This window comes from Agreia sp. Leaf335 (assembly GCF_001423605.1).
In the GTDB taxonomy this organism is placed as follows: domain Bacteria; phylum Actinomycetota; class Actinomycetes; order Actinomycetales; family Microbacteriaceae; genus Agreia.
This window is the reverse complement of record NZ_LMOQ01000001.1, coordinates 1,065,680-1,085,852: the sequence shown is the minus strand read 5'-3', so window position 1 is coordinate 1,085,852 and position 20,173 is coordinate 1,065,680. Positions and strand designations below refer to the sequence as shown.

Sequence of the window (20,173 nt, the reverse complement as noted above, 5' to 3'; positions counted from 1 at the left end):
CGGTCATCAAAGCGACGCTCCGGCAGATCGCGGGTCGGGCTAGCGGGAAAGCACCCGACGCGACGCGGAGCCCTTCCTCTGAGGTCGCCCTGCTCCGGGAGCCGATCGCCGATCTTCTGCGAGCTCCCGAGTGCGCAGCGGCGATCTCCTGTGCGCAGCCGACCTTTCGGTGAGCCGCGAAATGTGCTGGGGTGAGCAGGAAACACGCACCCGCGCCCGAAGCACCGATTGGCAGTGTCTCGCGCCGAGTCAGAGCGCGTTGTGCGTGAAGCGCCCCGCGAGCAGCGTCGCGGCCACGGGCATCCGGCGCAGTTCGTCGGTGCTGGCTGATAGTGGATCGACGTCGAGAACGGCGATGTCGGCTGGCCCGCCCGGCTCGAGGGCACGACGTCGGTCGGCGGAGGCGAACAGGCCGTCGGCGACCGAGATGGACTGCTCGGGATGCCAGGGCGCACGATCGTCACCCGTGCGCGCCACGGCGGCGGCGATGGTGATCCAGGGGTCGAGCGGCGCGACAGGCGCGTCCGAGCCCAGGGCGAGTTCGGCTCCGGACTCGAGCAGCGACGCGAGCGCGAACGCTCGGCCCGTGCGACCGGGCCAGTATTTGTCGGCGACGTCGCGGTCGTCCATGGCATGTTCGGGCTGCACCCCGGCGACGACACCGAGGCGGGCGAAGCGTTCGAAGTCGACCTCGGCGATGAGCTGGGCGTGCTCGATGCTTCCCCCCACGCCGAGTCGTTCGAACGCATCGAGAGCGAGCGTGTTGGCGTGATCGCCGATCGCGTGCACGGCGGGAACGAGGCCCGCCTGGCTGGCCCGGCGGAGCATCGGAACGAGCTCCTCGTAGGGAACGTTGAGCTGACCGCGGGAGTGGGCCAGTCCCTCCAATCCGGGGTACTCGTCGAAACAGTACGCGGTGCGAGTGTTGAGCGACCCGTCGGTGATCACCTTGAACGGCCCCACCTGCAGCAGACCATGCGTGCCCGCGATCAGCGCACCGGTGACGAGGCCCGCGTCGATGGCCCGGTCGAGGTGCTGCGGGTAGATTCCGAATCGAACACGCAGTTCGGTCGAGCCCGATCGGATGCGACGCGTCCAGTCCTCGACGTTCCACGACATCTCGAGATCGACGACACCGACGACACCGCGAGTCGCGGCGGCGCGGGCCGCGTCGCGCACCCAACCATCCAGGGTGTCCGTCTCGACGTCGCCGAGGGTGCGGGTCACGGCGAAGCAGTCGTCTTCGCGCAGCAGCCCCGTGGGATGCTCGGCCCGGCCGTGCTGTGCGAGCGCGGCGGAATTCAACCAGCAGCAGTGCAGGTCGGCACTCACGAGGATGACCGGCCGCGCCCCGGTCACGGCATCGAGCAACCCGCGGTGCGGAGCGTCCGGCCAGAGTCCGTCGCGGAACCCGTAGCCGACCAACGGCCCGGCATCCGTGTCGCTCGTGATGCCCGCCGACTCGTCGTGCGACGCGCTCGCCCGTCGAAGCCGCTCTGCCACGATGCCCACGGCATCCGCCGCAGACGCCGCGGCCGAAAGATCGAGGCGGCGCGACACCAGCGCCCACTGGGTGGCGTGAACGTGCTTGTCCCACAGGCCCGGAATCAGGTAGCGACCATCGAGGTCGACGATCTGCGTCGCCGCATCGCGTGACGCGGCGAGAGAACCTCCGCCGGCCGTGGAGACCGACTCGATGCGCCCGTCGACGAGGCTCACCTCGGCCGTCCCTCCGCCGGGCAGCCGGGCTCCTGTCAACAGCACCGATTCGGTCATTTCTCTCCCCGTACGCGTCGCATCTCGGCCGCGAGCGCTTCGCTCGCATACGGCCCGTCACCCTCGAGCTCGGAGATGATTCGATCCACCGTCGCCTCCGGCTTGTTCTGACTCAGTTTGGTCTTCGCCTCGATGCGCGTCGGCACGAGACGGAATCCCACGGTGCCCGCGCTGATCGCGTCGGCGAAGGCGGAGTTCTCGGCTGTTCCACGCATGAGCCGAGGCTCGTCGACGTGCTTCTCGAAGTGCGCGACGAGCCGATCGAGCACGCGCAGATTCTCGTCGGCGTCGAGGATCTCGGGAACACCGGACAGGTGCGCGGAGGTGAAGTTCCACGTGGGAACAGCCGGATCGGCGCCGTACCACGACGGCGAGATGTAACCGTGGGGGCCCTGCACGACGACCATCACCTCATGCTGACCGAGTTCGTGCACGCGCTCATCGGGTCGCCCGACGTGTCCGACGATGGCGAGCTCGTCACGGCTGTCATCGAGAAGCACGGCGTAGTGCGACGCGACGAGCCCCTTCGAGGTGTGGCTGACGAGCGTGATCCACGGGTTCAGCTCGATGAGCCGTCGCAACTCTGCCTCGTCATCGAGGACGAATGCGGGTGTCTTTCTCATGTCACGCCTGTCTCATGTCACGCCTGATCTTTCGGGCACCAGTACAGTTTTCTGCCACCCATGATCTCGAGCACGATGTTCGTGCCGCAGACGCGACACGGAAGACCGTCGCGCTTGTAGACCCAGTGCCGGTCTTCGCGTTTCGCGAGCGCCTTGTCGTAGTCGGTCTTGGAGAGCTTGTCCATCGTCATCATCTGACCGGTCTCGACGCCGATGGTGAGGAGTTTGGTCCAGTCCTTCCAGAGCTCGCGAACCGTGTCCTCCGGCACGACCTTTCCCGGCGTGTGCGGGTTGAGGCGGGCACGGAACAGCAGCTCCGCCCGGTAGACGTTGCCGATACCGCTCACGACCGACTGGTCCATGAGCAACAGCCCGATCGGCGTCGGCTTCTTGCGCACGGCGGCAGTGAAACGGTCTTCGGCCGCACGGCGGGCCTTCGCCGTGGTCTCGAGAAGCGGATCCGGCCCGGCCTTCGCAATCACCGCGGCGACCTGGGCCGCATCCAGAATCTCGCACGCGGTCGGCCCGCGCAGGTCGGCCACGGCAGTGTCTGTCAGCAGGCGCACGCGCACCGCACCCACCGGCGCGGGAGGCCATTCGGTGATCTCGTCGCCGAACTGCTCCTGCTCCGACATGCGCAGCCGGGCCCGTCGTGGAGCGCCGATGCTCGAGAGGGAGTCCTCCCCATCGGCGTCGACGATGGTTCCGCGTTGGTTCGTCTGACCCATGCGGCCGCTCGCCGCCGCGATGGTGTCGTCGCGTGTGATGTCTCCCGCGAAGTCCCAGGCGCCGTAGATGCCGAGATGCACGCGCAGCCAGACCTCGCCGTCGAACTCCAGGAACATCTGCTTTCCGACGGCCTTCGCGTCGGTCATCGTGCGCCCGTCGAGAATGGCGGCGCCCTCGGCGAAACGGCCCTGCGGAGACCAGGATTCGATGCGGCGACCCACGAAGTTGCGCGCGAATTGGCGGGTGATGCGATGTACGGAATGTCCCTCGGGCATGACTCAGGCCGGGTCGACGACGTGCCCGGCGATGGCGCCCGTGGCCTCGTACTCCGCGAGCTGCGCGATGCGCCGCACGTGCCTCTCTTCGAGCGAGAAGGGCTCGGCCACGAAGGCGTCGATCAGGCCCATGGCCTCGTCGACGGTGTGCTGGCGGGCGCCGATCGAGATGACGTTGGCGTCGTTGTGCTGGCGGGCGAGTACGGCGGTCGAGTGGTTCCAGACGAGCGCTGCGCGCACGCCGGTGACCTTGTTCGCCGCGATCTGCTCACCGTTGCCCGAGCCGCCGAAGACCACACCGAGAGCCTGGATGCCGGCCTGCTGATCACGCACGACGGCCTGAGCCGCATTGATGCAGAACGAGGGGTAGTCGTCGATGGGGTCGTAGCTCGTCGGTCCGTGGTCGATCACGTCATGCCCGAGGGATGCGAGGTGCTCCTGGATGGTCTGGGAGAAATCGAGCCCGGCATGATCCGTGGCGATATGGATGCGCATGGGATGAGTTTACTGAGGCCGGGCGGTGGCGCAGATAGGCTGGTACGGTCACGCGCGGCGGGTCACGAGCCCGCGCGCCCAGAACTCATACGAGTACGAAAGAAGTCACCAGTGCCTGGAGAAAACCTCACCCGCGTCGAAGCGCAGGAACGCGCCGCCATCGTCAGCGTCTCGAGCTACGACGTGGTCCTCGACCTCACCCAGGGGGCCGAGACGTTCCGGTCGACGACGACCGTCCGCTTCAGCGCCACCGCAGGCGCGTCGACCTTCATCGACGCCATCACGCGCTCGGTGCACTCGGTCACGCTGAACGACCGGTCGCTCGATGTCTCTGCCGTGAACGACGGCGTGCGCATCCAGCTCGACGATCTGGCCGACGACAACGTGCTCGTCATCGACGCCGACGCCGAATACACCAACACCGGCGAGGGCCTGCACCGCTTCGTCGATCCCGTCGACGGCGAGGTCTACCTCTACAGCCAGTTCGAGGTGCCCGACTCGCGCCGCATGTTCGCGGTGTTCGAGCAGCCCGACCTCAAGGCCACGTTCGCCTTCACCGTCACCGCACCCGCCTACTGGCAGATGGTGTCGAACCAGCCGACCCCCGAGCCCGTCGCCGTCGAGGGAACCGACTCCGCGACCTGGGCCTTCGAGCCCACGCCCCGCATCTCGTCGTACATCACGGCCCTCATCGCGGGCCCCTACGTGGTGGAGCGCAGCGAGCTGACGTCGAGCGACGGCCGTGTTATCCCCCTCGGCGTCTTCTCGCGCGCCTCGCTCTCGCAGTACATGGACGCCGACTACATCTTCGAGAAGACCCGCCAGGGCTTCGAGTTCTACGAGACGCAGTTCGCCTACCCCTACCCGTTCGACAAGTACGACCAGCTCTTCGTGCCCGAGTTCAACGCGGGCGCGATGGAGAACGCCGGTGCGGTCACCTTCACCGAGACCTACGTCTTCCGATCCAAGGTCACCGACGCCGTGCGCGAGCGCCGGGTCGTCACCGTACTTCACGAGCTCGCCCACATGTGGTTCGGCGACCTCGTCACCATGCGCTGGTGGAACGACCTGTGGCTCAACGAGTCGTTCGCCGAGTACATGTCGACACTGGCCACCGCCGACGCGACCGAGTGGACCGAGGCCTGGGCCACGTTCGCCTCGACCGAGAAGAGCTGGGCCTACCGTCAGGATCAGCTGCCCTCGACCCACCCCATCGTGGCGACCATCAACGACCTCGAAGACGTGCAGGTCAACTTCGACGGCATCACCTACGCCAAGGGCGCATCGGTGCTGAAGCAGCTCGTGGCCTGGGTCGGTCAGACAGAGTTCATGGCCGGCGTGGCCCGTTACTTCGACGCTCACGCGTTCGGCAACACCGAGCTCGTCGACCTGCTGACCGAGCTCGAGGCCACGAGCGGCCGCGACCTCGGCGAGTGGTCGAAGCTATGGCTCGAGACCGCCGGCGTCAACACGCTGCGCCCCGAGATCACGACAGACGAGAACGGCACGATCACGTCGTTCTCCGTGCTGCAGACAGCGATCGCCGAGTACCCCACGATCAGGCCGCACCGTCTCGCGATCGGTTTCTACTCCTTCGACGGCGATGCGCTCGTGCGCACGAAGCGGGTCGAACTCGACGTCGACGGCGAGCGCACGGAGGTCGGCGAACTCGTCGGCGAGCGTCGCCCCGACCTCGTTCTGCTCAACGACGACGACCTGGCCTACGCCAAGGTGCGCCTCGACGAGGCGTCGCTGGCTGTCGCCGCCGAGAGCCTCGCCGCCGTGACGAGCCCGCTCGCCCGCGCCATCCTATGGGGATCCGCCTGGGACTCGACCCGCGACGCCGAGACACGGGGACGCGACTTCGTGCGCCTGGTGCTGGGCAACGTCGCGACAGAGACCGAGAGCACCACGCTGCGCACCGCGCTGAATCAGCTCGTGCTCACCAGCACGAGCTACATCGCTGCGGATGCTCGGGGCGAGGTCATCGAGGTCGCAGCCGACGAGCTGTGGTCGCTCGCCCAGGCCGCCGAGGCGGGAAGTGACGCGCAGTTCCAGTTCGTTCGCTTCTTCGCCGCCCTGGCTTCGACCGAGGATCAGCTCGCGACCGTCGCCCAGCTGCGCAATGGCGAGGTTGCACTCGACGGCCTCGAGATCGACACCGATCTGCGCTGGGAGCTGCTGATCGCGCTCGTCGCCGGAGGCAAGGCCGGCCAGACCGAGATCGATCAGGCTCTCGAGAACGACAACACGGCATCCGGTGCGCAGTCGGCCGCTCACGCCTCGGCCGCCATCCCCACCGCGGAGGGCAAGAATGCCGCCTGGGCCTCACTCATCGACACCGACGAGGCTCCGAACGCCATCGTGCGCGCCACGGCCCTCGGCTTCCAGCGCGCTCACGACACGGCGCTCCTCGAGCCGTTCGTGGCCAAGTACTTCGACGCCCTGGTCAGCATCTGGGAGACCCGCAGTTACGGCATCTCGTCGTCGCTGATCACCGGTCTGTACCCGGCAGCGCTGGCGAACCAGGAGTTGCGCGACGCGACCCAGGCGTGGCTCGATGCGAACGTGGAGCAGCCCCCGGCGCTGCGCCGCCTCGTCGTCGAGAACCTGGCCGGCGTCGATCGTGCGATCGCGGCACAGGCGCGCGACGCGGACTGAGAGATGAAGGGCACCTCGAGCGGGGTGCCCTTCAGCCGGTACTGAGACGCCATCGATAGAGTGACGTGAATATGGATTGGAACGCATTCTGGGCCGGCTTCAACGACTTCATGGTCGTGTGGGGCAAACCGATTAACATCGTGATCATCATCGCGCTCGCTTTCGCGATACGCGCGCTGATGATCTTCGTGATCAAACGCGTCGTGCAGCAGGTCGTCTCCGGCGTCAAGAAGAAGCAGAACGTGCAGGACACGCAGGCTCTCATCGCGTCGCCTCTGGCCGCGGTGCGGGTCGTGCAGCGCACCCGCACCCTCGGAACCGTGCTGACGAATATCGTCAACGTGACCGTGGTCGTCGTCACGCTGATTCTCGTCGTCACCACGATCGATCCGAACATCATCGGCTCGCTCGCGATCCTGACGGCGGCCCTCGGTGCCGGACTCGGATTCGGTGCGCAGAACATCGTCAAGGACGTGCTGAACGGCCTGTTCATGGTGATGGAGGACCAGCTCGGGGTCGGTGATGTCGTCGATCTCGGTCCGGCCACGGGTGTGGTCGAGGCCGTGGGCATCCGTGTCACGCAGGTGCGCGATGTGAACGGAACCCTCTGGTTCGTGCGCAACGGAGAGATCCTGCGCGTCGGCAACATGTCTCAGGGCTGGGCGCGCGTCATCATCGACCTCGCCGTGCCCTACGACACCGATGTCGACGAGGTGCAGAAGAAGATGCTCGAGACCGCCACGGCCCTCGCGTCCAACCCCAAGTACCGCAGCCTCATCATGGAGAAGCCGGAGATCTGGGGGTTGGAGTCGATCTCGGCCGAGGCCCTCGTGATCCGGCTCGTCGTCAAGACCCGCACCTCGTCGAAAGACACGGTCGCCCGCGAACTGCGGATGCGCCTGAAACGAGCACTCGACGAGATGGATGTGCGGCTTCCCGCCCTCAACAGCATCGTGCTCTCGGGCTTCGAAGGCGCCGCCAGTGTGTCCGGAGCTCGCACGCCGAAGACCAAACCGGTTCCCCTCACCACCAGCGTCGATGAGAACACCACCAAGTCCGGAGAGACGGGGCCTCGACCTCCTCGGGCCCCGAAGAAGACGGATAGCTGACATGTCGATTCCCTCTGAGCCGTCGCCGATCACGCTGCGTGTCTCGCAGAACGGCGACTCGGCCCTCGCCCGCTCGTTCTACGACGAGGTCGGGGGGCGAGCCACCTTCGAGAAGCTCGTGCGCGCCTTCTACGACGGAGTCGCAACCGACCCCGTGCTCGTCGAGATGTACCCCGAGCAAGACCACGAGGGTGCCATCCAGCGCCTCACGGGATTTCTCGAGCAGTACTGGGGCGGTCCGGGTACCTACAGCGAAGAACGCGGCCACCCGAGGCTGCGCATGCGCCACATGCCTTTCAAGGTGAACCCCGATGCTCGCGACCGGTGGCTGACCCACATGCGGGCAGCGGTCGACACTCTTGAGCTTCCTCCGCTGCAGGACGCTACGCTCTGGGGATACCTCGACAGGGCGGCCCATGCGATGGTGAACACCTTCGAGGAGTAGCCGGGCGGTTCCGCGCCGGAGCATGAGAGACGAAGGAGTCTTGATGTCATCGAACAGCACCGGAGCGATCATCGTGGGTGCGGGGCTGGCCGGCCTCGTCGCTGCGTCCGAACTCATCGGGGCGGGCCGTCACGTCACCATCGTCGAGCAGGAGCCCGCGGCCTCGCTCGGCGGACAGGCGTGGTGGTCGTTCGGCGGGCTCTTTCTCGTCGACTCCCCCGAGCAGCGTCGCCTCGGCGTGCATGACTCGCCCGAGTTGGCGCGCCAGGACTGGTTCGGAAGCGCGGGCTTCGACCGCGAGGAGGACGCCTGGCCGAGGCGCTGGGCCGAGGCCTACCTCGACTTCGCCGCCGGCGAGAAACGCGCCTGGCTGCACAGCCTGGGCGTGCGATTCTTTCCCGTGGTCGGGTGGGCGGAGCGCGGCGGCTACACGGCCAACGGCCACGGGAACAGCGTGCCCCGTTTTCACATCGTCTGGGGCACGGGGCCAGGAGTGCTGGCTCCCTTCGTGCGCATACTCCACGAGGGGATCGCCCGGGGGCTGGTCACGATGCTGCACCGGCACCGCGTCGACGAGCTCGTCACGCGACACGGTTCGGTCGTCGGGGTTCGCGGCGCAATCCTGGCCGACGACGATGCGGTGCGGGGCGCATCCAGCTCGCGCGACGTGGTCGGCGACTTCGAGCTGGAGGCCGAGGCCGTCATCGTGACCAGCGGCGGCATCGGCGGCAACCACGATCTCGTACGCACGAACTGGCCCGCGCGCCTCGGCACTCCCCCGGCGACGATGCTCTCCGGCGTTCCCGCCCATGTCGACGGGCGGATGCTCGCGATCTCCGAGAACGTCGGCGCTCACCTCATCAACGGCGACCGCATGTGGCATTACACCGAGGGAATCACCAACTGGGATCCCGTCTGGCCGTCGCACGGCATCCGGATTCTGCCCGGCCCGTCGTCTCTGTGGCTCGACGCGACCGGGCGCCGCCTCCCCGTGCCTCTCTTTCCCGGGTTCGATACGCTCGGCACCCTCGAGTACCTGCGAACGACGGGATACGACCACAGCTGGTTCGTGCTCACCCAGAAGATCATCGAGAAGGAGTTCGCCCTGTCGGGAAGCGAGCAGAACCCCGACCTCACCGGCAAGGATCTGCGGCTGCTCGCGAAGCGAGTGGCTCCCGGAGCCCCTGGGCCCGTCGAGGCCTTCAAGAAGAAGGGTGTCGACTTCGCGGTCGCCGCCACTCTTCCCGAACTGATCGAGTCGATGCAGAGGCTGTCACCGACCGGTGTGCTCGACGCGGGTCTGGTCGAGAGCGAGGTGTTGGCGCGCGACCGAGAGGTCGCGAACGACTTCACCAAGGATGCGCAACTCACCGCGATCCGCGGAGCCCGACGATATCGGGGCGACAAGCTCATCCGCGTCGCCAGCCCTCATCGCCTGCTCGACCCGGAAGCCGGACCTCTCATCGCCGTGAAACTGCACACTCTCACACGAAAGAGCCTCGGCGGCATCGAGACGAATCTGCTCGGTCAGGCGTTGGATGCGCAGGGCCGGGCGATCGCCGGCCTCTACGCGGCGGGCGAGGCGAGTGGGTTCGGCGGCGGGGGCATGCACGGGTACCGCTCGCTCGAGGGAACGTTCCTCGGCGGCTGCCTTTTCTCGGGCCGAGCTGCCGGGCGCGCCGTCGCGTCCCAGCTCTGAGTCACCTCGTGAGGCGGGTCACCTCGTGAGGACGTGGCCGCGTCGGGTCGAGACGCGGGTCCAGGCGCCCGAGACGAGGATGCGTGCGGGTTCGTCGGTGCGCAGGAAGCCCAGGCTGTCGGCGGCGAGACCGACGCCCGCGGGAATCGGCGGAGCGACATCCGGAATCGCGCGACCCCAGACCTCGGCACGAACCTTGTGCACGAGCTGCTCGCCGGCGTCTTTCGGCAGGGCCTCGGCGACCTCGGCCACACCGTTGCGGGCGGCGGCCTCGAGCACGGGCGCGGCGACCTCGCCGGCAGCCGTCCACCCGCCGCGGGGCGGAGAGATACCGACCCAGGCCGGCGACGATTCGGGCGGCGGGATGAGCACTCCGATGGGGCCGTCGTCGAGGTTGACGGTCACCGAGAGAAGAGCCAAGCGATCGAGAAGCTGTCGGGCCGAGACCACGACGTCGAACGACGCACTCTCGGCGAGCGCGAACGTGCGGAGGCCGAGCACGGTGGGCGCGTTGTCGAGGAGGCCGCGGGGGTGCAGCACCGGCGCGTACACGGCGAGCACGCCGGATCCTCCGATGAGTCGCACGCCGCCCTGATCGAGCCGTGCCGAACGACCGAGGAACACTTTGAGGTCGCCGAGCGAGGGCGAATCGACAAGGGCGAATGACTGAACCATCTCGCTGTCTAAACTACTTCACTGGGAACGCCAATATGGGAGGCAGCATGACCGAGAAGATCCGTGCTACGCCATTGGAGGGACTCCTCACGGCGTTGGACCTCACCGACACGGGTGCCCGCACGAACGAGGACATCTTCACCGGCCCGTCGCAGTGGATGCCGCAGGGCCGCGTGTTCGGCGGTCAGGTGCTTGCGCAGTCGATCACCGCGGCGATGCGCACGGTCGACGAAGACAGGATCGTGCACTCGATGCACGGCTACTTCTTGAGGCCCGGCAACATCGACAAGCCCATCACCTTCGCCGTCGATCGCATCCACGACGGTCGCTCGTTCGCCACCCGTCGCACGCAGGCCTATCAGGATGGAACGCCGATCCTGTCCCTCATCGCCTCGTTCCAGACGGAGGACGACGGCCTCGAGCACCAGATCGACATGCCCGAGTCGATCCCTGCTCCCGAAGACATCCCGAGCACGGCCGAGCGGCTGGAAGGTATCGATCACCCTGTGGCGCGCTTCTGGGCGAACGAGCGGCCCTTCGACATGCGACACATCGACTCGCCGATCTACCTCTCTGTCGAGGGGCAGCCCGTGGGCCACCAGGCCGTGTGGATGAAGACGCTGGGTAGCCTGCCGGACGACCCGAATCTGCACCGCGCGGCGCTCGCCTACGCCAGCGACTACACGATCCTCGAACCCATCTATCGCCGCCACGGTATCGCGTGGGTGACCCCGGGGCTGAAGACGGCCAGCCTCGACCACGCCATGTGGTGGCATCGGTTCGGCCGGGTCGACGAATGGATCCTCTACGTTCAGGAGACGCCGAGCGGCCAGGGAGGCCGTGGTCTCTCTCTGGGGCGCATCTACTCGCGCGACGGAGTACTGCTCGCCAGCGTGGCCCAGGAGGGCATGGTGCGGGTTCCGCCTAGCGGGCGCGCTTCGTGAATTCGACGGGCGCGTCGAGGTAGGGCTCCCACGCCGCGCGCTCGATGTCGTTGATGCGGCGCGGCCTCTGCGTCGCCGCGTCGACCAGCACGATCGTCGTCGTCGCACGCGTGAACAGCACGTTCGGTTCGACCCCGACAGGACTGCGCACCTCGTAGCAGACCTCGAGACTCGCCCCGCCGAGCCGGCCGATCCAGAGCTGGATGTCGACGGGTTGCCTCAGATACGGCACGGGAGCGAGATACTCGATCTCCTGCCGCGCGATCAGTGTCAACGTGTCAGAGCCAGGGCGCCCGTCGAGCACCGCTGTGGATCCCCCGGCTGCCGACTCCGCCGCTCCCGGATCGGGCATCCAGAACGCCTCGATGCGCGCCTCCTCGAGGAGGCGCAGCATCTCGGCGTTGTTGACGTGGCCGTAGGCGTCGAGATCGGACCAGCGCAGGCGGATGGGAACGTGCAGGCGCATCGCGACCTCGACTAGTCGCGTGTGAGCTTGCGATACGCCGAACGGTTGGGCTTCGCCGCGTCCGGGCCCAGTCGCTCGATCTTGTTCTGCTCGTAGGACTCGAAGTTACCCTCGAACCAGTGCCAGTTCGACGGGGCCTCCTCGGTGCCTTCATAGGCGAGGATGTGGGTGGCGATGCGGTCGAGGAACCACCGGTCGTGTGTGATCACCACGGCGCATCCGGGGAACTCGAGGAGGGCGTTCTCGAGGCTCGACAGCGTCTCGACATCGAGGTCGTTCGTCGGTTCGTCGAGCAGCAGCAGGTTGCCGCCCTGCTTGAGGGTGAGCGCGAGGTTCAGGCGGTTGCGCTCACCACCGGAGAGCACGCCCGCCTTCTTCTGCTGATCCGGACCCTTGAATCCGAACTGCGAGACGTAGCCACGCGACGGGATCTCCGTCTTGCCGACCTGGATGTAGTCCTGTCCGTCGGACACGACCTCCCAGAGCGTCTTCTGCGGGTCGATGCCGCCGCGATCCTGGTCGACGTACGAGATGTCGACCGTCTCACCGATCTTCAGATTGCCCGAGTCGAGAGGCTCGATTCCCGTGATGGTCTTGAAGAGCGTGGACTTGCCGACGCCGTTCGGGCCGATCACGCCGACGATGCCGTTGCGCGGCAGGGTGAAGCTGAGGCCGTCGATCAGCACTCGATCGCCGAAGCCCTTCTTGAGGTCTTTCGCGTCGATGACCTGAGATCCCAGACGCGGACCGACGGGAATGACGAGCTCTTCGAAGTCGAGTTTGCGCGTCTTCTCCGCCTCGGCCGCCATCTCCTCGTAGCGGGCGAGACGAGCCTTGGACTTGACCTGGCGGCCCTTGGCGTTCGAGCGAACCCATTCGAGTTCGCTGGAGAGCCTCTTGGCCAGCTTGGCGTCTTTCTTGCCCTGAACCTGCAGTCGCTCCTGCTTCTTCTCGAGGTACGTCGAGTAGTTGCCCTCGTAGGGATAGAGCTTTCCGCGGTCGACTTCGGCGATCCACTCGGCGACGTGGTCGAGGAAGTACCGGTCGTGAGTCACGGCGAGAACGGCGCCGGGATACTTGGCGAGGTGCTGCTCGAGCCAGAGAACACTTTCGGCGTCGAGGTGGTTGGTGGGCTCATCGAGGAGCAAAAGGTCGGGCTTCTGCAGCAGAAGCTTCGTGAGCGCCACACGACGCTTCTCACCACCGGAGAGGTTCGAGACGCTGTAGTCGCCGGGCGGCGTGCGGAGCGCATCCATCGCCTGCTCGAGCTGGGAGTCGAGGTCCCACGCGTCGGCCGCGTCGATCTCCTCTTGCAGCGTGCCCATCTCGGCGAGGAGCGCGTCGAAGTCTGCGTCGGGCTCCGCCATGGCGAGGCCGATCTCGTTGAAGCGGTCGACCTTCTGCTTGATCGGGCCGACACCCTCCTGAACGTTCTCGAGCACGGTCTTCGACTCGTCGAGCTCCGGCTCCTGCATGAGGATTCCCACGCTGAAACCGGGAGTCAGCCTGGCTTCGCCGTTCGACGGCGTGTCGAGTCCGGCCATGATCTTGAGGATCGTCGACTTGCCGGCTCCGTTAGGGCCGACGACACCGATCTTCGCCCCCGGCAGGAACGCCATCGTGACGTCGTCGAGGATGAGCTTGTCTCCCACGGCCTTGCGGGCGCGGACCATCGAGTAGATATATTCGGCCATTCGACCAGTCTATGGTCTCTTCGGCCTCACTTCCTCGGCTCAGAAGTCGATAGGACGAGTCTGGCCGACGAAGCACTTGCCGGTCGCAAGCGGCGCCGCGATGATGCTGGTGTAGCCGCCGACCGCGCCCCACTGCCCGATCAGACAGGCATCGGGCGCGTGCACCGAGAACTGCACCGAGTCAGCCTTGACGCCCACGGTCGTGATGTCCGGCGTCAACTCCATGGTCTCGACGGCGAAACCGCCCGCGCGGAGGGAGTTGATGAACGCGGGGCCATCGGGCTGTCCGCCCGCCGCCGTGATGGCCTGGTTGTTCAGGTAGTCGAAGAACGGCTTGTTCTCGGCGGCAGTGCCGTTGGGAACGAGAGCGGGGGGCGGCGCATCCGTCGGCGTCGGCGTCGGCGACTCAGACGATGTCGGGTCGGAGGAGCTCGAGGTCGAGGTCGGCGCGGGTTCGGCCACGCAGCCGGTCAGAACCAGAGCCAACGATGCGGTCGCGATCACCGCGACCAGGGTCGCTCGACGTCGCCGTATGCCGTTGCCGTCAGTCGCTCTACGCGTCACGATGCCCTCTTCTCGCTGTGTCCCCCGTGTGCCCTCACCGATTCTAGGTGAGGGCCTCGGGTGGGCGACAACGGCGAGGTCGATTCGCCGATCCATCGAGCGGGCTAGAACGGCACCTTTTCCGTCTTGGAGCCCTCGTCTTGCGCGTCGGGCACCGACTCCTCTGAATCGTGCGGAAGATCGACATCGCCGACGGGCGACGACCAGATGTCGTTCGTATCGCCGTGAGCCCCAGACCCCAGAGGATCTGGCTCAACGTCGTCGACACTCGGAGCGCCCTGCTGGTCGACGGGCACGGCAGCCTTCAGCCGAGTGAAATGGGAGACGCCGAATGCGAGGTCGTGGCCGACGGAGTCGACGTCGACCTCGATCGCCGTGCCGCGTTTGTCGCCACTCGTCCAGTTGCGCACCCGCAATCTGCCCGTGAGCACGACATGGTTGCCGATCTCGAGCGAGTTGGCGACGTTGTTCGCCATCCAGCGGTACGCGTTGACGGTGTACCAGTTGGTGTCGCCCTCGATCCACGTCGATGTCGCGCGGTCGAATCGTCGTTGGCTCGAGGCCAGACGGAAATTGGTGACCGTCAGGCCTGTGCTGGTTCGCACGTTCTCGGGCTTTGTCGCTACGACGCCTGCCAGCGTCACGGTGTCTGTCACGTCATTCTCCTTCAGTCGGTCGGTTGGCCGGCGCGAGACCGGCACTCGTGCCAGTTGATTCCGGACTCGCGCCGGTTGCACCAGACTCGTCGCCGAGGGCGGGGTGCGGGGCCGAGCCGCCGGCATCTGTGCACAGCGCTCGACGACAGCACTCGGAGGAGGAGGAGAGGCCGTATCGCTCCGCGCCGTGCTGGTGCTCTACGGTTGATGCGTGATCTACAGCGCCGATGACAGCCGATACGAATCGATGCAGTACAACCGAACAGGGCGGAGCGGACTCAAGCTCCCCGCCCTGTCGTTGGGCCTCTGGCACAACTTCGGAGACACCAAGCCCCTGCAAACGCAACGCGACATCGTGCGCCGCGCCTTCGACCGTGGAGTCACGCACTTCGATCTCGCCAACAACTACGGGCCGCCTTACGGATCTGCGGAGACCAACTTCGGTCGCATCCTCGCCGACGACCTCAGCCCCTATCGTGACGAGTTGATCATCTCCTCGAAGGCCGGCTATGACATGTGGCCGGGGCCGTACGGCGATTTCGGATCACGCAAGTACCTGCTCGCGTCCCTCGACCAGAGCCTCGCGCGGCTCGGGCTCGACTACGTCGACATCTTCTATCACCACCGGCCCGACCCCGAGACGCCGATCGAAGAGACCGCCGCAGCCCTCGCAGCGGCGGTTGCGCAGGGCAAGGCCCTGTACGTCGGTGTCTCCAACTACGGCGCGGAGGACACGCGTCGCATGCATGCCGCGCTGGCCGAGCATCGTGTCCCCCTCCTCATCCACCAGCCTCGCTATTCCATGTTCGACAGGCACATCGAAGAAGACGGCCTGCTGCCCGTGCTCGACGAGCTCGGTATGGGCGGTATCGTCTTCTCGCCTCTCGCGCAGGGTCTGCTGACAGACCGATACCTGACCGGAACCGTCCCCGATGGGTCACGCGCCGCGACCAGCAGGTTCCTGCCCGAGTCACGGATCGACGACAGTTATCTGTCGCGGGCACGCGCCCTCGACTCGATCGCGAAGGACAGGGGCCAGACGCTGGCCCAACTCGCACTCACGTGGGTGCTTCGGCAGCCCCAGGTGACCAGCGCGATCATCGGCGCGTCCAGCGTCGACCAGCTCGACCAGAATCTGGATGCTCTGCGCGCGGAGCCCCTGTCCGAGGCGGAACTCACGCTCATCGAACCGCTCGCGGTGCACGGCACCGGGCTCTGACCCCGCACTGTCGGTGGCTGCTCCTAGCCTTTTCTCACGACGAGAGAAGTCGTAGCCGTCACGCAGACAGGAGCAGCCATGATCACCACACCCACGACATCAGCCGCATCTTTCATCGCTCTGCGTCCGGGCTTCTGGCGAGTGGTTCATCCTGCGGGGCACGTCCTGGGCTACATCGAAGAGGCGCGAGCGGCCGGGGGGCACCAGTTCACCGCCCGTCGCCTCGTGTCGAACACGACACGACTCGTCGACATCGGTGACTTCTGGTCTCTCGAGAGCGCTCGGGCCTGCTTCGCGTAATCCGCAGATCACGAATCGAACTCTACTCGGCTCGTCGCACCGTCATGCCGTCGACCGACGACGTAGTCTTCGGCTCATGGAATGGTGGAACAACATCGCAGACTGGTTCGCTTCGAGCAACGGGCGTTTCGTCGTGTCCGGCATCGTTCTGCCGGCAGTGGCGATCATCGTCGCCGCAATCGTCGGCGCATGGATCGCGAGCGGCTCGATCAAACGGCTTCTGGCCAAACACGATCGAGAGCTCAAGGTGGCGGCGATCGCATCGCTGGTCGACTCCGCACAGCAGGCGTCCGTGTGGAATTCATTGACGCCGCAGGAGCAGATCATGTCCGACCGCGCGGTGGGTCAGGCCGATATCCAGATCCGTCTGCTGCCCATCAAGGGTGCTGCCGTCGCTGCCGACTGGGCTGCTCACTCGCTCGCAGACATGCGCCGCAATTCGGCCACCTTCGGCTACGAGGTCCAACCCGCGGTCATCGAATTCCGCGATCGTCTCATCGAATGGCAGGAACGTCCGGGCCGCAGCCGCAAGACCTTCCAGTCCGATCTCGACCGCTGGAGCGTCGAGGACGAGGATGCCGAGAAGCACCTCGCTCGACAGCAGGAGGCCTGGGTGGCGCAGCAGCACCACGAGCAGCACAGCCAGCCCGAGCTCGAGGCGACCACCGTCATCACCCCGGCCGCCGCCCCTGCCGCGCCCGTCTCATCCGTCGAATCGCCTGTCGAGACGCCCGAACAGCGGGCGACCCGCGAGGAGACCCAGCGCGTTCTCGCGAACGTGAACGCGGTGCAGCGTCACGTGGGGTCCCGCGAAGACGGCGAGACGCCGCCCCCGATCAACGCATTCCCGCCGCGTCGCGCATCCGAGAACGACTGATCAGTAGCCCGAGAACGCGTCGGTGACGACGCGGCGCACGCGCAGGCGCTTCAGCTCGGAGCGAGCGGCGCCGACCAGGCGCGGCGGTCCCGAGACGAAGGCCGTCCTCTGCCGGGCGTCGGGCACATGCTGCTCGAACACGTCTTTCGTCAGACGCCCGGATCCCGCGTAGCTCCACCCCTCGGGCAGCTGCTCGGGTGCGGACGGCGCGAGAAGAACGACGCGCACTCCCAGCCGCTTCAACTCGTCGGCGTAGGCGAACTCCTCGTGCCCGCGGATGGCGTAGACGAGAACCAGGTCACGCTGCGTGCCCTCGGCCGAGTCATGCTGCAGCTGGCTGATGAACGGTGTGATTCCGATTCCGCCCGCGACGAGCAGCACCGGTCGATTCGGGTCTGAGGGCAGAAGAAAGTCACCCGCGACCAGGTTCGCCCGCACGGATTGCGAGGGCTTCAACGAGGCCAGAGCCCGCTTGAAGCTCGAGGTCGACTCGCCCATCCGCACACCGAAGCGCACCTCGTGGGGGTTGCTCGGCGCCGATGCAATGCTGAACACGCGCCGGGTTCCCGACGAGTCGACGCCCGCGTGCGGGATCGACAGCTCCATGTACTGTCCGGCGCGGAACGAGACCGGGTGCTTCGTCGAGAAGACGAATTCGGTCATCGACGGCGTGAGCTGAACAGAGCGCTCGAACGAGAGCGAAAGTCCACGACGCTGCCCTGCAAGGAAGGCGAGCAGGTTGCCCACCACGAGGGCGAGCTCGGGGCTGCCGTGAATCGGACCGAACGAGAACGGGATGGAGAAGAGCAGCGCCACGACGGCCGCGAGAGCGATTCTCTGCCACAGTCGCGGTGGCAGCGTGAGCGGTTCGCTCAGCATGAAGCCGGCGAGGAAGATGAGCGGTGACGACCCGATCGCGTAGATCAGAGCGTCGGGCACCGTAAGGCCGAACGACGATTGGACGATGACCACGGCGACCGTGGCGATCCCGATGAAGGTGAGTCCCATGGGCAGCTGACGTGTGCGATAGAGCACGAGCAGCGCACCGATCGCGACGACGGGCAGGAGCACGGGCGTTCCGACCCACCACACCGATGCGTTGAGGCCGGTGAACCCGATGATCAGCGCGCCGACGGCGGCCGGGTTGAAGATATGACGCCGCCTCCAGGCGAGCACGTATTTCGACGCCACGGCGATGGCGGACACGAGCGCAACCGAGAGCAGGTCTGTTCCATCGGTCGTGGGAAAGAACAGGAAGAACAGCAGGAGCGCGGTGATGATCGACGACTCCGTGTGCGGCCTCACGCGGAACAGCAGGGCCATCACACGGTTGGCCACGACGCAGGAGACCAGCACGGTGGCCAGAGTCGCGAGCAGCGCGAGAGGCGGGAACCCCAGAACGCCGACGAGACTCTCGACGATCGCCACCAGAGCGATCGCCGCCAGCACGAGGCTGACGAGCCGGTACATCTGAAGCTTGCCCAGCAGGGCATCCAGTCGAGCCATCAGGAGAAGACCTCTCCCCGCAGTGTGCGGGATCGTTCGGCGATGCCGGAGGAGTGCATGCGCACCCAATCGAATTCGAAATGCTCGGCGAGCCGCGCGGGCTGCACGAAGAACAGGGCTGTGGCGAGCCCATCGGCCAGCAGACCGGTGGGAGCGATCGCCCATGTGGCGATGATGTCGGAGGTCGGCGAGCCGGTGCGTCCGTCGAGAATATGGTGCAGACCCGCTCCCCACACCCGGCGATTCGACCCGGATGCGCAGAGCGACTCGTTCTCGATGGTCACGACCCCGATCGCTTTGCTGGGGTCGAACGGATGCTCGAGGCCTACGCGGAGGGGCTCTCCCCTGCTCACCAGATCTCCACTGGCGTCGATGACGAAGTCCGTGATGTCTGACTGTCTGAGCACGTCGGCCACCAGATCGACGAGGTAGCCCTTTCCGGCCGCTCCGACATCGATGACCGTGGGTTCCGTCGTGGTCACGGCGGTGCCGCTCCGGCTCACGGCCTCCGACCATCTGGTCGGCACGACTCGGCCCGCCTGAGCGGTGAGGCTGTACCGACTGTCGTAGCCGAGGTGCTCGAGGGAGCGGCCCACCAGGGGTGTCACCGCTCCCCCGCTGATCTCGTCGAGCCTGTCGTAGAGGTCGAAGAGATCGACCGAATCCGACGGGAACTCGACCGAGCCGGCCTCTCGTGCAAGAGACGCCACCAGGGAGTCGGATCGGAACCGGGAGTACGCGCGATCGAACTCCTCGACCCGGCCTCGCACTCGCTCGGCGACCGCCTCAGGGAGGTCGTCGTCGGTGTCGATCTGCCAGGTCGTCCCGATTCCGGTGAAGCGGAGACTAGACGCCGGCATCGGCCTTGATCTTGTCGACGGCATCGTTGAAACCGCCGCTGGTCAGTGAGGAACCGGCCACCTTCGACACCTTGAGCTCGTTGAGGCTCTTGCCCACGACCTCGGCGGCGATGCCATCGGCGAACTCGCCCTGGTACTTCTTGCCGTTGGGGTTGGTCGATTCGGGAGTGACGGTGACGGCGGTGACCTTGTCTCCGGCGAGAGTCAGCGAGACGCCGACGGTCTCTTTGCCACCGGGAGAGGTGTATTCGCCTTCGGCCTTGTACTCGCCGTCTTTGTAGGCGGACGATCCGGCGGGGGCGGACGTGGCGGGGGCTGCGTCGCTCGTGCTCTGGAGTGTCGCGGCGGGAGTGCTGCCGGAGTCGGACGATCCTGCTCCGGTGGAGCAGCCGGTGACCACACCGAGGAGCGAGAGTCCGGCGAGGGCGGTGACAGCGGTTTTCTGGTGGCGGGTGATCATGGTTCTCTCCATCAGTCGGGATGCGTACTGGCAAGTTAGTACGCCTATGACCATAGGGGCGTCACTGCTGCAAGTACTTGGGAGGAACTGTGGAAACACTGGGAATAGTTGAAGCGACAACTATTGAGGGCTTCTCATCG

General features: G+C 66.5%; 20 protein-coding genes. 8 read left to right on the top strand and 12 right to left on the bottom strand.

Annotation, left to right across the window (positions count from 1 at the left end; genetic code table 11):
* Nucleotides 1-249 precede the first annotated feature (249 nt).
* From ASF79_RS05225 to ASF79_RS05210, 4 genes are read right to left on the bottom strand one after another with little or no spacing between them, the layout of a single operon-like run.
* Nucleotides 250-1,776 carry an amidohydrolase gene (locus tag ASF79_RS05225; protein WP_055852562.1) on the bottom strand — a complete coding sequence of 509 codons (1,527 nt, stop codon included), beginning with the start codon at nt 1,774-1,776 and terminating at the stop codon, nt 250-252.
* Nucleotides 1,773-2,399: an FMN-binding negative transcriptional regulator gene (locus ASF79_RS05220; protein ID WP_055852559.1), complete on the bottom strand. Its 627-nt coding sequence runs from the start codon at nt 2,397-2,399 to the stop codon at nt 1,773-1,775. The genes ASF79_RS05225 and ASF79_RS05220 overlap by 4 nt, the downstream gene beginning before the upstream one ends.
* A 17-nt stretch (nt 2,400-2,416) precedes the next feature.
* The gene (locus tag ASF79_RS05215; RefSeq protein ID WP_055852556.1) at nt 2,417-3,403 is read right to left on the bottom strand and encodes an Fpg/Nei family DNA glycosylase; all 987 of its coding nucleotides are present in this window, start codon (nt 3,401-3,403) and stop codon (nt 2,417-2,419) included.
* 3 nt (nt 3,404-3,406) lie between these two features.
* Complete coding sequence (locus ASF79_RS05210) at nt 3,407-3,898, bottom strand: ribose-5-phosphate isomerase (protein WP_055852553.1); 492 nt, start codon at nt 3,896-3,898, stop codon at nt 3,407-3,409.
* Nucleotides 3,899-4,009: 111 nt separating this feature from the next.
* On the opposite strand from ASF79_RS05210, the gene pepN reads away from it, so the two are divergent.
* The 4 genes from pepN (at nt 4,010) to ASF79_RS05190 (ending at nt 9,812) form a co-directional block, all read left to right on the top strand.
* Entirely contained in the window at nt 4,010-6,559 is a 2,550-nt protein-coding gene (gene pepN, locus ASF79_RS05205) for an aminopeptidase N (protein ID WP_055852550.1), read from the top strand.
* 71 nt (nt 6,560-6,630) lie between these two features.
* Nucleotides 6,631-7,668 (top strand): mechanosensitive ion channel family protein, encoded by a 1,038-nt coding sequence (locus ASF79_RS05200; protein ID WP_082465818.1) that lies wholly within the window; start codon nt 6,631-6,633, stop codon nt 7,666-7,668.
* Between the two features lies 1 nt (nt 7,669).
* On the top strand, nt 7,670-8,113 hold the full coding sequence (locus ASF79_RS05195; protein ID WP_082495682.1) for a globin: 444 nt from the start codon (nt 7,670-7,672) through the stop codon (nt 8,111-8,113).
* 43 nt (nt 8,114-8,156) lie between these two features.
* Complete coding sequence (locus ASF79_RS05190) at nt 8,157-9,812, top strand: FAD-binding dehydrogenase (protein WP_055852548.1); 1,656 nt, start codon at nt 8,157-8,159, stop codon at nt 9,810-9,812.
* A gap of 18 nt (nt 9,813-9,830) precedes the next feature.
* Here the strand turns inward: ASF79_RS05190 and ASF79_RS05185 are convergent, their stop codons facing one another.
* Nucleotides 9,831-10,487, bottom strand: coding sequence for a hypothetical protein (locus ASF79_RS05185; RefSeq protein ID WP_055852545.1), 657 nt, complete (start codon nt 10,485-10,487; stop codon nt 9,831-9,833).
* A gap of 47 nt (nt 10,488-10,534) precedes the next feature.
* Here ASF79_RS05185 and ASF79_RS05180 point away from each other — a divergent pair, with 47 nt between their 5' ends.
* Nucleotides 10,535-11,431 (top strand): acyl-CoA thioesterase, encoded by an 897-nt coding sequence (locus ASF79_RS05180; protein WP_055853174.1) that lies wholly within the window; start codon nt 10,535-10,537, stop codon nt 11,429-11,431.
* Here ASF79_RS05180 and ASF79_RS05175 read toward each other — a convergent pair.
* From ASF79_RS05175 to ASF79_RS05160, 4 genes are all read right to left on the bottom strand, one after another.
* Nucleotides 11,412-11,897 (bottom strand): acyl-CoA thioesterase, encoded by a 486-nt coding sequence (locus ASF79_RS05175; RefSeq protein WP_055774592.1) that lies wholly within the window; start codon nt 11,895-11,897, stop codon nt 11,412-11,414. The two genes, ASF79_RS05180 and ASF79_RS05175, sit on opposite strands and share 20 nt — an antisense overlap.
* A gap of 11 nt (nt 11,898-11,908) precedes the next feature.
* A complete protein-coding gene (gene ettA, locus ASF79_RS05170; RefSeq protein ID WP_044442898.1) occupies nt 11,909-13,591 on the bottom strand; it encodes an energy-dependent translational throttle protein EttA in 1,683 nt (560 codons plus the stop codon).
* Between the two features lie 39 nt (nt 13,592-13,630).
* Nucleotides 13,631-14,155, bottom strand: a complete 525-nt coding sequence (locus tag ASF79_RS05165) for a DUF6993 domain-containing protein (RefSeq protein ID WP_235500637.1) — start codon at nt 14,153-14,155, stop codon at nt 13,631-13,633.
* Between the two features lie 104 nt (nt 14,156-14,259).
* A complete protein-coding gene (locus ASF79_RS05160) occupies nt 14,260-14,811 on the bottom strand; it encodes a single-stranded DNA-binding protein (protein WP_055852541.1) in 552 nt (183 codons plus the stop codon).
* Between the two features lie 247 nt (nt 14,812-15,058).
* Here ASF79_RS05160 and ASF79_RS05155 point away from each other — a divergent pair, with 247 nt between their 5' ends.
* From ASF79_RS05155 to ASF79_RS05145, 3 genes are all read left to right on the top strand, one after another.
* Nucleotides 15,059-16,030, top strand: a complete 972-nt coding sequence (locus ASF79_RS05155) for an aldo/keto reductase (RefSeq protein WP_055853172.1) — start codon at nt 15,059-15,061, stop codon at nt 16,028-16,030.
* Between the two features lie 78 nt (nt 16,031-16,108).
* The gene (locus ASF79_RS05150) at nt 16,109-16,330 is read left to right on the top strand and encodes a hypothetical protein (RefSeq protein ID WP_055852538.1); all 222 of its coding nucleotides are present in this window, start codon (nt 16,109-16,111) and stop codon (nt 16,328-16,330) included.
* A gap of 76 nt (nt 16,331-16,406) precedes the next feature.
* Nucleotides 16,407-17,207, top strand: coding sequence for a hypothetical protein (locus ASF79_RS05145; protein ID WP_156366164.1), 801 nt, complete (start codon nt 16,407-16,409; stop codon nt 17,205-17,207).
* Here ASF79_RS05145 and ASF79_RS05140 read toward each other — a convergent pair whose 3' ends face one another.
* From ASF79_RS05140 to ASF79_RS05130, 3 genes are read right to left on the bottom strand one after another with little or no spacing between them, the layout of a single operon-like run.
* Complete coding sequence (locus ASF79_RS05140) at nt 17,208-18,713, bottom strand: FAD-dependent oxidoreductase (RefSeq protein WP_055852537.1); 1,506 nt, start codon at nt 18,711-18,713, stop codon at nt 17,208-17,210. It abuts the gene before it with no gap.
* Entirely contained in the window at nt 18,713-19,573 is an 861-nt protein-coding gene (locus tag ASF79_RS05135; RefSeq protein ID WP_055852534.1) for an FAD:protein FMN transferase, read from the bottom strand. Before ASF79_RS05135 ends, ASF79_RS05140 begins: the two co-directional genes overlap by 1 nt.
* On the bottom strand, nt 19,560-20,033 hold the full coding sequence (locus ASF79_RS05130) for an FMN-binding protein (RefSeq protein ID WP_055774610.1): 474 nt from the start codon (nt 20,031-20,033) through the stop codon (nt 19,560-19,562). Before ASF79_RS05130 ends, ASF79_RS05135 begins: the two co-directional genes overlap by 14 nt.
* Nucleotides 20,034-20,173: the final 140 nt, after the last annotated feature.

What these genes read in the sequence shown, in the direction of transcription:
- ASF79_RS05225 (WP_055852562.1), bottom strand. Translation starts at nt 1,776, where the DNA reads ATGACCGAATCGGTGCTGTTGACAGGAGCCCGGCTGCCCGGCGGAGGG.
- ASF79_RS05220 (WP_055852559.1), bottom strand. Translation starts at nt 2,399, where the DNA reads ATGAGAAAGACACCCGCATTCGTCCTCGATGACGAGGCAGAGTTGCGA.
- ASF79_RS05215 (WP_055852556.1), bottom strand. Translation starts at nt 3,403, where the DNA reads ATGCCCGAGGGACATTCCGTACATCGCATCACCCGCCAATTCGCGCGC.
- ASF79_RS05210 (WP_055852553.1), bottom strand. Translation starts at nt 3,898, where the DNA reads ATGCGCATCCATATCGCCACGGATCATGCCGGGCTCGATTTCTCCCAG.
- ASF79_RS05200 (WP_082465818.1), top strand. Translation starts at nt 6,631, where the DNA reads ATGGATTGGAACGCATTCTGGGCCGGCTTCAACGACTTCATGGTCGTG.
- ASF79_RS05195 (WP_082495682.1), top strand. Translation starts at nt 7,670, where the DNA reads ATGTCGATTCCCTCTGAGCCGTCGCCGATCACGCTGCGTGTCTCGCAG.
- ASF79_RS05190 (WP_055852548.1), top strand. Translation starts at nt 8,157, where the DNA reads ATGTCATCGAACAGCACCGGAGCGATCATCGTGGGTGCGGGGCTGGCC.
- ASF79_RS05185 (WP_055852545.1), bottom strand. Translation starts at nt 10,487, where the DNA reads ATGGTTCAGTCATTCGCCCTTGTCGATTCGCCCTCGCTCGGCGACCTC.
- ASF79_RS05180 (WP_055853174.1), top strand. Translation starts at nt 10,535, where the DNA reads ATGACCGAGAAGATCCGTGCTACGCCATTGGAGGGACTCCTCACGGCG.
- ASF79_RS05175 (WP_055774592.1), bottom strand. Translation starts at nt 11,897, where the DNA reads ATGCGCCTGCACGTTCCCATCCGCCTGCGCTGGTCCGATCTCGACGCC.
- ettA (WP_044442898.1), bottom strand. Translation starts at nt 13,591, where the DNA reads ATGGCCGAATATATCTACTCGATGGTCCGCGCCCGCAAGGCCGTGGGA.
- ASF79_RS05155 (WP_055853172.1), top strand. Translation starts at nt 15,059, where the DNA reads ATGCAGTACAACCGAACAGGGCGGAGCGGACTCAAGCTCCCCGCCCTG.
- ASF79_RS05150 (WP_055852538.1), top strand. Translation starts at nt 16,109, where the DNA reads ATGATCACCACACCCACGACATCAGCCGCATCTTTCATCGCTCTGCGT.
- ASF79_RS05145 (WP_156366164.1), top strand. Translation starts at nt 16,407, where the DNA reads ATGGAATGGTGGAACAACATCGCAGACTGGTTCGCTTCGAGCAACGGG.
- ASF79_RS05140 (WP_055852537.1), bottom strand. Translation starts at nt 18,713, where the DNA reads ATGGCTCGACTGGATGCCCTGCTGGGCAAGCTTCAGATGTACCGGCTC.
- ASF79_RS05135 (WP_055852534.1), bottom strand. Translation starts at nt 19,573, where the DNA reads ATGCCGGCGTCTAGTCTCCGCTTCACCGGAATCGGGACGACCTGGCAG.
- ASF79_RS05130 (WP_055774610.1), bottom strand. Translation starts at nt 20,033, where the DNA reads ATGATCACCCGCCACCAGAAAACCGCTGTCACCGCCCTCGCCGGACTC.